This window comes from Gilliamella sp. Fer4-1 (assembly GCF_001690515.1).
Lineage (GTDB): Bacteria > Pseudomonadota > Gammaproteobacteria > Enterobacterales > Orbaceae > Gilliamella > Gilliamella apicola_C.
In genome coordinates, this window is record NZ_LZGZ01000352.1 from 1 (window position 1) to 12,718 (window position 12,718).

A 12,718-nucleotide genomic window follows, 5' to 3' on the forward strand; every position below is an offset into this window, starting at 1 on the left:
AGCTGATATTCATCATCAGTAATCGCACCCTTTTCTTTCAAGTTTTCCAGCTATAGAATAAAGCTAGTTTTTAATTAAACTTTCAACTCTTTAACATACTCTAAATCCAACCCAAGGGCTTCGGTTAAAAAGCGGCGTGGGCTGTATTCTTTTTCTGCATATTCAATATAAGATTCCAAGCAGTCTGTTTTAAATGTACGTTCATCGTTGCTGTCAAAACAGTAACCAGAAAAATAAACTTCGTTATATGAGTTTATTTGCACTTTATCTAATAATAATTCTCTTTTGCCATCGGAATATTCAAATGAAATTGAAAATAAGCCTGAACTCCAAATTGTGGTTAAGCTATTTTTAAATTTTTCAAAATCTTGTTCTTTCTGTTCGTATTCATTATTATCGGTATAGTTTGAATTGTTATGTGAAGCAGTTTGAACTGAAGCTTTTTTAGTACAACAACAAGCCCTACATTTTTCAATTCGTCCATTTCTGTTGCCTTGTCCGAAGATTGCTCGGCCTAACAAAATTAAACCACAAATAGCAAGTGAACAAAGAGAAACACCACCTAAAGTAACCATAATTGAATTAGGTGGTGAATCGTCTTTAGGAAAAGTAATGATATAGGTGGCAAAAATTATTAAACTAAAAATAAAAACCTTTTTCACTGTGATCTTAGATTTTTTTGTAGACATTATTTATTTCCTATCAAATCAATTTAGTCTTTAATACATTAGATTCTTTATCAATAATAGCACCACGGCTTTTTCGTGTTGCAACACGTTCTAATTTTTCTAATGCTTCATTTGTAACACCAATTAATTTTTTCTATTTTGATGCGGTCAATGTCGGAGCGCCCTCGCCCGTACAAAGCCATTGCGGATTTATTCCTGTATCCACAATACAACTCAAGACAAGATCATGTGAAAACACACACCTGTGGATTCTGTTCCCTATTACGCTCGCTGAGGCATTCATTAGATCTGCAATTCCTTCTATTGTTTTTTCATAAGCAATCATGATGCATTCAATAATATTTCGAATATTTGAATCATATTCTATTTATAACCTCAAAAATATTAACAAATTGTTATTGAAACACAACAATGTGCTATGGCAATCCCAAAAACATAACAAAACGGAAGGAAAGCAAGCACCAATAAACATCAATAAGTTTAAATATAGGATTATTAACCATAATTCCAAAAATTGCAATAGCCCCACAAGTTCCTTTTGTTACTACACAAAAATTTGCTGAACTGACGGGTATACCTGCGACAGTTAAAAACAAAATTCAAAGAGACGAGTTCCCGATCCGCAAAAAAACCAGTAAAGTGGGTAAAACAAGCAGAGAAACGTTTTTGAGTAATATGGTCGCTCTCTCTATTGAGGGTTGCCGTGGTTTTAACGGCAATCTAGCAAAAGACATTAAAGGAACGAAATAATAAGCTACGCAGTCTATTTAAGTTCGAAATAAGCCGGCATTTCGAAAATAATTTATATTCAAATATAATTGATGTTACTACGTGCTATAATAGAGGTATCAGTCGGAGAACAACAACTTTATTGAATTGAAAAATAAACGAGTTGCATATTGCCGAATCAATAGAGATTTTTGTAAATTATGAGACGAGTTATTTTTGCTAGAGCTCTGGGGAAAATATAACCCGCCCTCTTTTTTTGAAATAAGTCCATTGACAGAAAAATTATACAAACAACAAGGAATCAATACGCAAGCTCTGCTTGTTCACAAATACAGCACAACAACAGAACTTTACGACGATTTAAGGGGGGAGAGTGTGACAGTACCTAAGGATTTAAAAACATACAGAGTTTACGTATTAAGGCAAAGAAGAGGTGGTAGTGAAATTCTTTTAGAAACAAGGACAAATACCGCTAATTTTGAAATAGCAAAAGTAGCTTTTTGGCAACTGTATCATCAACATTATGATAACAAACATCTTTTATTAATGACTTGTAATAGTAAAAAAATTAATGTATATCGTTATCAATCGAAAACGAGTGACGAATGCTACATTTCTGCAGATGTTGAGTTGAATAATGAATAGAGAAAAGCAACGGAAAAACGAACAAGCATATCGATCTCGTAATGCCGGAAGACCACGTCTATCTGGCACGTATTTGACAGAAGAAGAAAGCTTGTTATTAAAAGAATTGGCTGTCATTTGCGGTTCTCAAAAAGCCGCAATATTTGAAGGCCTAAAACTTTTAAAAGAAAAATTAAAAAAGTAAAAATAATAGTTAACCAGTGGCGCACGACATTGTGTCATGTATCCAGAGTTAAGGCATAGCTCAACTGAACACTGATTCCAGAATTACTTAACAGATTAATATTATGAAAGGTTTTAAATTCTCACATTACATTTAAAGAATGGCTCTCAATGGCGTATCTATCGCTGTCTATTACAATTGCGATAGATCGGCTTATAGGCTGGCTACAAAAAAAGATGGGGCTAAAATTCGCTGCACAATCATAGTTAATTTAACAGCTAAGACATATGATGCTTTGCCGTGCGAGCCTTACAATAATATTGATAGATTTATTGCATGCGCTTCAATGTGCGGAGTTGCTTTTTATTTATCTAAATCAACAGCCATTTTACCGCCACTTATTATTTTTTGATAATTTACAACAGAAGAAAAGTTAAGATGAAATATTGATTTTATTGGTGCCAGTGGTCGGACTCGAACCGACACGCTTTTAAGGGCGGCGGATTTTGAATCCGCTGCGTCTACCAATTTCGCCACACTGGCACTAAACGTGAAAACAAGTAAACGTGGGCATTATACTGAGCTTTACTATATCTGCCAACAGATATTAGCTGTAAGGCATTTCATTTGCCTAAAAAACAAGCTACCACTTACGTTTCCAAGCAGGTAATTTTTTAAGAATAATATAAGCTGTTTGTTTAGCTACGGCTTTATCTACATTGTGATTATTGGCATATTGTAATGCAACTTCATGCCATTTTTCGTCAAATGTTTTCATTGTGCCGTCTTTATGAGCACAATGCTTACAATAACTTTTAGACATATCAAGTAGCGGATAGTCACTAATTACGGTCATTGGCATGCCACAGGCAATACACATTTTCATGTTTTAGATTCCAATTAGATTAAAAAGGTAGTTAAATAATTGCCTGCCTTATCTCGGTAAAAATCCTACACCTAGTTAAACAAGAATACAAGATAGCATTAAAAATAGATACATTTATCTTAGAAATTGAGCTCAATTTGTGATGTAACTGGATTTAATTGCTGATGCTGGTGTTGCGGTTGTGATAATAGATAACGACGTCTTAACGCCCGTTGTTTGCATAAGCGTAAGATTTCTTGTTTTTGCTTATCATTAAAAGTTAACCATTTAAATCTTTCTTCTCTGGAACGATAACAGGTAATACAATAACCTTGTTTATCTGTTTGACAAACACGCTTACAAGGACTTGGAATATCAAAAAATTCTATTTGATCCAACTTATCATTTCCCCCTTTAGGTGACACCGAAATTTACTAATGTTCTTTTAACCCTAACCCTTTACTCAGCACTTTAAAACAGCCATCGCAATCGTGTCTCGCAGCATGGAGTAATGTTTGCGTTGGTGCATGAATTAATTTATTGGTTAAACGATGTGAAAACTCAGCAAAAACATCATCAATATTGGCACCTTGTTTGATCGCATTTAAAGCTTTTATTTGTAGCTCACGTTTAATACTTTCGGCATTACTACGATACTGCTTAACATAAGCAACCGCATATCTAGCCTTAAGCCAACTTATAAAATGTTCTGCTTGCTCTTGAATAAGGTATTGCGCCTCTTTAGCGGCAATGGCTCGTTGCTCTAAATTACTTTCAACTGTTTTTTGTAAATCATCAATAGTATAGAGGTGTACATTATCAAGTTGATTAACTTCTTCTTCAACATCACGAGGAACCGCTAAGTCAATAAATAGCATTTGACGATAATTTCTAGCCTGCAAGGTTCGTTCAACCATACCTTTACCAATAATAGGTAGGGGGCTCGCTGTTGAACTAATCACAATATCAACATCCTTAAGTCGGTTAGCAATATCAGGCAATGAAATGATTTCTGCATCAATATCAGAAGCCAGTTTCAATGCTTTTTCGCGAGTTCGATTAGCAATAATAACTTGATTAAACCCATGTGGCTTTAAGTAACGAGAAATAAGCTCTATCGTTTCCCCTGCCCCAACAAGCATAATATTTAAACTTGACGTATCAACAAAAAGATGACGAGCAATTAAACAAGAAGCATAAGCGACAGATGCAGTATTTGCACCAATATTGGTTTCACTACGAACCATTTTGGCTACATGAAATGTAGTTTGAAAAAGCTTTTTTAATTGAACAGACAAACAAGCTTGTTGTTGAGCAAAATGGTATGCTTGTTTAACTTGCCCTAAAATTTGTGGCTCACCAATGATCATAGAGTCTAAACCGCTTGCCACCGCCATTAAATGTTCAACAGCACCTTGTCCATCATGCCAATAAAATGAATCTTGATAAAGATTAATATCAATATGATGAAATTGCCCTAACCAACTTTCGACAGATTGTTTTAATCTTAGATAGTCAGTTGGATGTTCATAACTAAGATAAATTTCTGTTCGATTACAGGTAGATAAAATAGCACACCCTTCAACCAAAGGGTGCTGGTATAGGCTGTATAGCGCTTTATCGACAATCTCAGTAGGAAAAGCAAGCTTTTCTCTTAAAGCGACTGGCGCAGTTTTATGATTAACACCAAAAATTGTAATTGACATTGCATCGCTTCTTTTTGTAGGTTCTGTTAGGTATAATTATTTTATTAAGCGTTTCTTTAAAATCTGTATTATACATAAAAAACCACAAAGGTTCTTTTTCTTATTCGGACAATTATCAGTTATAATATTGCAGTCTTTAAAACTAACAACTAAAGAGTTATTTCATGTCTAAAATTAAATATGCTTTTATTATCATGCTGCTTTTACTTATCACCGCATGCCAAGCAACTAAATCACAAAATACGGCATCAGCTGAGCAACAATGGCAAGCACATCAACAAAATCTCAAGCAAATAAATGCGTTCCAAGTTAAAGGCAGTATTGCTCATATAAGCGATAAATCTCGAAATTATGGTCGATTTTTAATTACCCAACAGTCAACAGATAATTACGAAGTCAAATTAACTACACCTGTTGGTACCAACATTTTGACGTTAAGAGTGGAGCCTGACAATGTTCTATTGGTTGATCAAAATGGTGGAAGCTATCAAGATGTCAATATTGAAAATCTTATGAAAAAAATATCTAATGTAAACATCCCGCTGAATTCTTTACATAATTGGTTAAAAGGATTTTCAGACAACGTAAATACAGACAAAATAGATAATGCTGGGCGATTAACTTCAACTGTATTTATGCAAAATAATAACAAATGGACATTAAAAATTCCAAGTTATGCGACTTACACCTATAAAAATAAAAAGATTGACTTACCTGCAGCGATTGAGCTTACACATGATGATGAAGTTATCCGCTTAAAAATTAGTAACTGGGTTTTGCGATAACGGGTAATAATTATGAAACAATGGTTATCGCCAGCTAAATTAAATTTATTTTTGTATATTACTGGTCGTCGTGCTGATAATTACCATAATTTACAGACATTATTTCAATTTATTGATTACTGTGACAACTTATCATTTACCCTCCGCCAAGATGATCAAGTTAACCTATTGACATCATTTGCAAATATTCCAGATGATAAAAATCTAATCATAATTGCCGCAGAACGATTAAAATCTTATGTCAAACTAACAAAACTGGGAGTAGACATTGCCATTGATAAAAAGATTCCAATGGGTGGTGGTCTTGGCGGTGCCTCATCTAATGCAGCAACGGTATTAGTTGCGCTTAATCAGTTATGGCAATTAAATTTATCACTGGATGAATTAATTGAAATTGGCCGCACAATTGGCGCTGATGTGCCCATTTTTATTTATGGGCATGCTGCGTTTGCCGAGGGGATTGGCGATCAATTTTCCCCTATAGATATTCCTGAATATTGGTATCTAGTTGCTTATCCTAATATTGAAATATCTACAGTTAAGGTATTTAATGATCCTGAATTAACCCGTGATACGCCTATCCAGAATATAACTGATTTGCTTTCTTTACCGTTTAGCGAATTTAAAAATGATTGTGAAAATGTCGTTCGAAAACGTTATCCAAAGGTAGATAATATTATTACTTATCTTTCACAATATGGCACAACTCGATTAACTGGCACTGGAGCATGTGTTTTTACACAATGCGAATCTAAACAACAAGCTTTAGCGATTCAATCAAAGCTTAAAGCACTATCAGTTCATAGTTTTGTGACTAAATCATTAAACGTTTCGCCTTTATATGAAAGTTAAACAAACACTTTAATCAACAAATATCATTAACGGGTAAGGTGTTTTGTTAACAGAATCAAGATTTAAATATCTAGTAAGCCATATGCATTTAATATCCAAACTTCCAACGAAAAACGCTATAATGATAAGTGATTTTATAAATTTCTTAGTGCTTTTTTATGAACTTTATTCAATTATCTTCTTTTTTCAAATTAAACTACCTACATATTGTATTTATTTGTGAAAATTGAAAGAGCTTACAAAGCATTTTTTACTATATATATTAACTTAACTATTGATGGCTTACATACTTATGATATTAATATATTAAGTTATAAGTATGGCTAGATTTCAGTATGATATTATGGTTTCGTTATTGCAACAAAAAAGATTGCAGGTATATAATGAAACATTGGCAACTCTTATAGAAAAGACTTAGAGAGCATTTAAATGAATCAGTTACAACAAAAACTTTCATTAATTAAAGACAGTATTCTTACCATTCCCAATTACCCAAAAGAAGGGGTATTATTTCGCGATATCACCAGTTTACTTGCTGATCCTATTGCATTTAAAACCACTGTTGAGTTATTAATTGATCATTATCGTAATAAAAAAATTGATAAAGTCGTTGGCACAGAAGCTCGAGGCTTTATTTTTGCAGCACCAATTGCGCTAGCACTGGGGGTTGGCTTTATTCCCGTTCGTAAGCCTAACAAATTACCTCGTCACGTATTTAAAGAAGAATATCAACTTGAGTATGGTACAGATACTTTAGAAATCCACACTGATGCCATTAAACCCGGTGAACGTGTACTCATTGTTGATGATTTACTGGCTACAGGTGGAACAATAGCTGCAACGGCTAATTTAATTCGTAAGGCAGGGGGTATTGCCGAAAATGCCGCATTTGTAATAAATCTACCTGATTTAGGGGGTGAAACAAAATTAGCTGATATGGGGATTGATTGCTTTACTTTAGTTAATTTTGATGGTGAATAAGAATTATCATTAAGGGCACATTTGGTGCCCTTTTTTCATTTTAAATGCCGTTACCTCTTGTTCTTTCTTAAATAAAAATAATTAGTTAATTTTGCCGCATACAAAATAATAAATATGCATTTCTTCCTTTCATTTCATTTAAATTCAAATTTTCAATTAAAATAAGACATTAACAATAAATATTTAAAAAATGAATATAAATACACTTTTCTACTTGATAAGGTTTTAAAAGTGAATTATTATTCAATAATAAAGCATAATTAATCAATTGATTTAAAGAGGGATGAAATGAAAAAATTTAACCATATTATTGCAAGAACACCTGCCAAATCTCTTATTGATGGTTTAACCTCATCAAATTTAGGTAAGCCTGATTATCAAAAAGCTCTAGAGCAGCATAACAATTATATTCGTGCACTACAGCATTGTGATGTTGATATTACCATTTTGCCTCCCGATGAGCGCTTTCCTGATTCGGTATTTGTTGAAGACACAGTGCTTTGCACACCACATTGTGCCATTATTACAAGACCAGGTGCTGAAAGTCGCCGAGCAGAAACTGAAATCATATCAAGCACAATTGAGCGGTTTTATCCTAATAAAGTTGAACAAATTACCGCACCAGGTACCGTTGAAGCAGGTGATATTATGATGGTGGAAGACCACTATTACATTGGTTTATCAGCAAGAACCAATCAAGTGGGCGCTAATCAAATGATCGCTATTTTAGAAAAATATGGATTAACCGGCTCGGTTGTTGAACTCGAAAAAGTGCTCCATCTAAAAACAGGTTTAGCTTATTTAGAAAATAATAACTTGCTAGCAGCAGGCGAATTTATCACTAAACCTGAATTTCAGAAATTTAATATTATTGAGATCCCAGAACAAGAAAGTTATGCCGCTAACTGCATCTGGGTAAATGATCGGGTAATTATGCCTGCTGGCTATCGAATAACTAAAGCTAAAATTGAGCAACTAGGTTATCAGGTTATTGAAGTGGATACCTCGGAATATCAAAAAATTGATGGAGGGGTAAGTTGCATGTCGTTACGATTCTAAGCTATCGATATTAATCAAACCTAAAACCACATAATAAGACGACAAGATGAATACACCAGCAAGAAAAAAACTAGGCACCCTCCCCCTTACACTGTTGGTGGTGGGTAGCATTGTAGGAAGTGGGATTTTTAGTCTACCACAAAATATGGCCGAAGGGGCTGGGACTGGAGCTATTTTAATCGCATGGATAATAACCCTATTTGGCATGCTAATGTTAACACGCATATTTCAGTATTTATCGATTCGATTTTACAAAATCAACGATGGTTTATACGGCTATGTGCGAGAAGGCTTTGGTGACTATATCGGTTTTAATGCCGCATGGGGTTATTGGATATCAGCATGGATGTCGTGCACCAGTTACTTAGTTATTTTATTTAGTGCATTAGGATCTTTTGATTGCTTAAGCTTCTTTGGTCACGGCACTACGTTGCCAGCTGTTTTTACTGCTATTTTATTATTATGGATAGTACATTATTTTGTACTAAAAGGAATATATCGAGCTTTTTTATTAAATTGCCTTGTTACGCTGGCTAAAATTGTACCCATCAGTTTATTTATCGTTTGTATTAGCCTTGCATTTAAAATTTCGACATTCAAAATAGACTTTTTGGGAACACCACAGTTAGGCTCAATTATAAAACAAGTTGAGAACACCATGCTCTATACCGTTTGGGTTTATTTAGGCATTGAAAGCGCAACGGTTTATGCGGCAAGAGCCAAAAATATCATCAGTATTAGCCGTGCAACCTTTTTTGGCTTTGCCATTACTAGCCTATTGCTTGTTTGCGTATCAGTATTATCTCTTGGTATTGTGCCACAACAAGAACTTGCCCAAATGAAAAACCCATCAATGGCTTTAGTGATTGAACGTGTCATTGGTAGCTGGGGAGCAACCCTAATTAATATTGGTTTAATTGTATCGGTTAGTGGTGGATTATTATCGTGGTTAATGCTAGCAGCTGAAATGCTATTTTTAAGTGGTCAGGGCAACCAGCACACCGTGCCAAAATGCTTTGGCAAGCTTAATAAAACCGGCACGCCTGCTAACGCATTATGGTTAACAACGAGCTTCATAACAATTTTGCTGATCCTTTCTCACTTTTACCAATCGGGCTATAATACCTTAATCCAGCTATCAACCTCAATGGTGCTCATCCCTTATTTACTTGCAGAACTTTTTGTTTTCAAATTAGCTATACAAAGGCGTAAAGTCTATTTAATCATAATAGGTGTATTTGGATCGACTTATGGAGTATGGCTAATTTATGCTGGCGGTATATCTTACTTATTACTGTCGATGATACTTTATAGTATAGGGCTATTTTTTTACCTCTATGCTAGAAAACAACGCTCTTTACCCGTATTTAGTTACTTTCACGACAAAGTGTATGCCTTTTTCATCATCACACTTGCGCTAATTGCCATTGTCTATTTTTATATATTACCAAATTAAATGGTCATTGAGATGACATCTGGGTGCTATTTTCGAAATAGGTAGAAATCAGCTAACAACTGCCTAAATGATTGCGAATAGCACCCATCATCATCTCGCATACAAAGTTGATCCTCAATGATCAAATCAGCTCGGCTTAATGAAAAAGCCATCAACGCCAACGAAAAATCTTTTTTACTCGAATACCTAACATTCATCACTTGAGTTAAATATAAAAAATTTGATTCACACAAAAATCTAAAATGGTTTGATAGATGATAAGGCAAAACTAAGCAAAATTGCCCTTTTGGTGTTAATAATCGTTTAACAGCATTAATCAATTGCTGATAACTCAAACTCTCGGTATAACGAGCTAATTGCCTTTGCATATCTCGGCAATCTACAGCCGATTCAAAATAAGGTGGATTGCTTACAATTAAATCATAACAAGCTGATTGATTAAGCCGAAATTGATTAATATCTGCGTGCTTGGCACAAATAGAATAAAATGAGGCTTGTTTGCTATTTTCATTACATTGTGCAATAGCATGATGATCAATATCAATTGCGTCAATCTTGCAATGCGTATTTTCTAACCGTTGAGCTAACATCAATGCAATTACACCACACCCCGTACCAATATCTAACACTTTTTGTGGAATAACATCAATGGGAACCCATGCCCCTAATAAACAACTGTCAGTTGTAACTTTCATTGGGCTTTTATTGTGTGCAACAAAAAAACGTTTAAAGGTAAAACCGTCTTTTCTCAAAGGTGTTTGGTGGCTAGCTATCATGGTTAAATTTCTTAAACAGTGGTTTATTTGATGCAATCGCATCAGCCCAACGAGTAGGTTCAGGTAATCGATAACCTCGTAAACATAAATTTACCCATTTTAATGCACTATCTTGACTTATTCGATGACCAGCCGAAATAAATAAAGGATTACAATTATCTTTACTACACAATACCCAACCAATTTGTTCTTGCTGATCTTGCAATGGTGTTACACTACCAGCCCGTTTTGACAATGGCTCAAACTGACCACATAATCTTTTTTTAGCTACACCAATTGTTGGCATATCTAGTAATAAACCTAAATGACTTGCAATACCTAAACGTCGAGGATGAGCAAAACCCTGTCCATCAACTAACAATAAATCCGGTTTCTGTGTTATTTGTTGCCATGCCTCAATAAGCGCAGGATATTCACGAAAAGATAAATAACCAGGAATATAAGGAAATTGCGTCTTTATTCGAGCGATATGATGTTCCACAACATTAAAATCTGGATAAGTAAGAATAACAATAGCCGCTCGGGTAATATCACTACCATTTTCAAAGCCCACATCGGTTCCACCAATAAATTTAACGGATTGATTAAACGCATCTGTTAATTTAATTTGCTTGGCTAACGTCTGTTGAATTTGTTTTAATTGTTGTAAATTGATAGACATTTTAAATCTGCTGAGTATGATTAACCGCAATGAACCAATTGTAACAAATTAATATGCCATATACATTAGTAAATCCAATCAACTTAACAGAAGAAATCAAAAAAAGCCGTTTTATTGTTAATGCTGCACCAGTTACCACGGCCGAGCAAGCAACCGATTTTATTAATCAAATAAGCGATCTCAATGCAACACATAACTGTTGGGCTTGGAAAATTGGGCAGCAATACCGTTTTAATGATGATGGTGAACCGACAAGCACCGCTGGGCGCCCTATCCTTTCAGCTATTGAAGGACAAGATTGCGATCAAATTGTGGTTGTTGTAACTCGCTACTTTGGCGGAATAAAACTAGGTACTGGTGGGTTAATGCGAGCCTATGGCGGTGCAGCCAGTCACTGCTTACAACAAGGCGAACTTATTGAACTCATTGCCCGTATTACGCTTCAATTTCACTGTTATTATAGCGAATGGCCAATTATTGAAAATCGCCTAAAAGAACTTGGAGCCTTGATTGAACAACAAGATTTTGATGCCGAAGGTGTCAAAGTAGCTATAGGAATAACACAAGACAAGTCCCAATTATTACAAAAAACTCTCTGTGATATCACCCGTGGGCGCGTTATTATCGAGTTATAAAAAAGAGAAAAACTAGCTCACCCTTTCTACCTATACATATAGGTATCATCGAAAAAACGCCATTTTTCATTAACGTTATTGAGCTATTATTGAATTTAGCCAACACCCTCTTATTAAGGTTACTATATGAATAATATATTGTTATTCGATTTATTATCGTATACAGTTTGTTTTTTTAATGGAGAGAAGTCATGCGAAACAAAGGTATTGCTTATTTATTGTGGTTCTTTTTTGGTTTTATGGGTATCCATCGTATGTATTGTGGTAAGTGGATAACAGGTTTTGTTTGGTTATTTACTTGTGGAGTTTTTGGAATTGGTTGGTTTTTAGATCTTTTCCTAACTAGTGGTATGGTTGATTATGCTAATTTAATTGATAATTCTAAATTCAATAAATCACAAAATGTTACAGTAAATGCATTCATCAATAGTGATAAATAATATAGGTAATTAAGCCACTCAAAATTGCTATTTTTACGCATTATATTAAATATGTCCCATTAAAACAGCATAACATATTGTATAAAATCGACTTTATGTTGTTTTAATGGTATAAAATCATACTAATAAAAATTTCACCCCTATCATCAAATTTAATTAAAAGCTTTTTTCAAAAATACGTAATAACTTTCTACTGGCTATTTTAACTTTCTGTATAAAATTTTTAACAAAAAAATATTGCTTTTATAAATAAAAAGCAACATAAGGCACGTTAAC

The 12,718-nt window shown here is 34.3% G+C and carries 16 protein-coding genes and 1 tRNA gene; 9 read left to right on the forward strand and 8 right to left on the reverse strand.

The window, feature by feature from the left end; genetic code table 11:
• Window positions 1-74: 74 nt before the first annotated feature.
• Entirely contained in the window at window positions 75-689 is a 615-nt protein-coding gene (locus tag A9G30_RS12015) for a hypothetical protein (protein ID WP_065589100.1), read from the reverse strand.
• Between the two features lie 133 nt (window positions 690-822).
• Window positions 823-1,014: a helix-turn-helix domain-containing protein gene (locus A9G30_RS13760; RefSeq protein WP_065589101.1), complete on the reverse strand. Its 192-nt coding sequence runs from the start codon at window positions 1,012-1,014 to the stop codon at window positions 823-825.
• 620 nt (window positions 1,015-1,634) lie between these two features.
• Here A9G30_RS13760 and A9G30_RS12025 point away from each other — a divergent pair.
• Together A9G30_RS12025 and A9G30_RS12030 are read left to right on the forward strand one after the other, a co-directional pair.
• Window positions 1,635-2,063 carry a hypothetical protein gene (locus A9G30_RS12025; RefSeq protein ID WP_065589102.1) on the forward strand — a complete coding sequence of 143 codons (429 nt, stop codon included), beginning with the start codon at window positions 1,635-1,637 and terminating at the stop codon, window positions 2,061-2,063.
• Window positions 2,056-2,247: a hypothetical protein gene (locus A9G30_RS12030; RefSeq protein WP_065567528.1), complete on the forward strand. Its 192-nt coding sequence runs from the start codon at window positions 2,056-2,058 to the stop codon at window positions 2,245-2,247. Before A9G30_RS12025 ends, A9G30_RS12030 begins: the two co-directional genes overlap by 8 nt.
• Window positions 2,248-2,682: 435 nt before the next feature.
• On the opposite strand, the gene A9G30_RS12040 is transcribed toward A9G30_RS12030, so the two are convergent.
• The 4 genes from A9G30_RS12040 to hemA all read right to left on the reverse strand — a co-directional run bounded on the left by A9G30_RS12040 (window position 2,683) and on the right by hemA (window position 4,797).
• Window positions 2,683-2,769, reverse strand: a tRNA-Leu gene (locus tag A9G30_RS12040).
• 100 nt (window positions 2,770-2,869) lie between these two features.
• Window positions 2,870-3,112: a zinc ribbon domain-containing protein gene (locus A9G30_RS12045; protein ID WP_065589104.1), complete on the reverse strand. Its 243-nt coding sequence runs from the start codon at window positions 3,110-3,112 to the stop codon at window positions 2,870-2,872.
• 119 nt (window positions 3,113-3,231) lie between these two features.
• A complete protein-coding gene (locus A9G30_RS12050; RefSeq protein ID WP_065589112.1) occupies window positions 3,232-3,489 on the reverse strand; it encodes a DUF1289 domain-containing protein in 258 nt (85 codons plus the stop codon).
• 36 nt (window positions 3,490-3,525) lie between these two features.
• Window positions 3,526-4,797: a glutamyl-tRNA reductase gene (hemA, locus tag A9G30_RS12055; protein ID WP_065589105.1), complete on the reverse strand. Its 1,272-nt coding sequence runs from the start codon at window positions 4,795-4,797 to the stop codon at window positions 3,526-3,528.
• A gap of 164 nt (window positions 4,798-4,961) precedes the next feature.
• Here hemA and lolB point away from each other — a divergent pair, with 164 nt between their 5' ends.
• From lolB to A9G30_RS12080, 5 genes are all read left to right on the forward strand, one after another.
• A complete protein-coding gene (gene lolB / locus A9G30_RS12060) occupies window positions 4,962-5,582 on the forward strand; it encodes a lipoprotein insertase outer membrane protein LolB (RefSeq protein ID WP_065589106.1) in 621 nt (206 codons plus the stop codon).
• A 9-nt stretch (window positions 5,583-5,591) separates the two neighbouring features.
• The gene (ispE, locus tag A9G30_RS12065; protein ID WP_176700915.1) at window positions 5,592-6,434 is read left to right on the forward strand and encodes a 4-(cytidine 5'-diphospho)-2-C-methyl-D-erythritol kinase; all 843 of its coding nucleotides are present in this window, start codon (window positions 5,592-5,594) and stop codon (window positions 6,432-6,434) included.
• Between the two features lie 429 nt (window positions 6,435-6,863).
• Window positions 6,864-7,415 carry an adenine phosphoribosyltransferase gene (apt, locus tag A9G30_RS12070; RefSeq protein WP_065582634.1) on the forward strand — a complete coding sequence of 184 codons (552 nt, stop codon included), beginning with the start codon at window positions 6,864-6,866 and terminating at the stop codon, window positions 7,413-7,415.
• 288 nt (window positions 7,416-7,703) lie between these two features.
• A complete protein-coding gene (gene ddaH, locus A9G30_RS12075; RefSeq protein WP_065589108.1) occupies window positions 7,704-8,474 on the forward strand; it encodes a dimethylargininase in 771 nt (256 codons plus the stop codon).
• Between the two features lie 46 nt (window positions 8,475-8,520).
• The gene (locus A9G30_RS12080) at window positions 8,521-9,930 is read left to right on the forward strand and encodes a basic amino acid/polyamine antiporter (RefSeq protein ID WP_065589109.1); all 1,410 of its coding nucleotides are present in this window, start codon (window positions 8,521-8,523) and stop codon (window positions 9,928-9,930) included.
• Window positions 9,931-9,956: 26 nt separating this feature from the next.
• Here A9G30_RS12080 and A9G30_RS12085 read toward each other — a convergent pair whose 3' ends face one another.
• Window positions 9,957-10,706: a tRNA1(Val) (adenine(37)-N6)-methyltransferase gene (locus A9G30_RS12085; RefSeq protein WP_065589110.1), complete on the reverse strand. Its 750-nt coding sequence runs from the start codon at window positions 10,704-10,706 to the stop codon at window positions 9,957-9,959.
• Entirely contained in the window at window positions 10,696-11,367 is a 672-nt protein-coding gene (gene nfi, locus A9G30_RS12090) for a deoxyribonuclease V (RefSeq protein ID WP_141672108.1), read from the reverse strand. The genes A9G30_RS12085 and nfi overlap by 11 nt, the downstream gene beginning before the upstream one ends.
• Before the next feature lie 53 nt (window positions 11,368-11,420).
• Between nfi and A9G30_RS12095 the strand changes: the two genes are divergently transcribed.
• On the forward strand, window positions 11,421-12,002 hold the full coding sequence (locus tag A9G30_RS12095; RefSeq protein ID WP_065567539.1) for an IMPACT family protein: 582 nt from the start codon (window positions 11,421-11,423) through the stop codon (window positions 12,000-12,002).
• A gap of 191 nt (window positions 12,003-12,193) precedes the next feature.
• Window positions 12,194-12,442, forward strand: a complete 249-nt coding sequence (locus A9G30_RS12100; protein ID WP_065589111.1) for an NINE protein — start codon at window positions 12,194-12,196, stop codon at window positions 12,440-12,442.
• The last annotated feature ends 276 nt before the right edge of the window (window positions 12,443-12,718 follow it).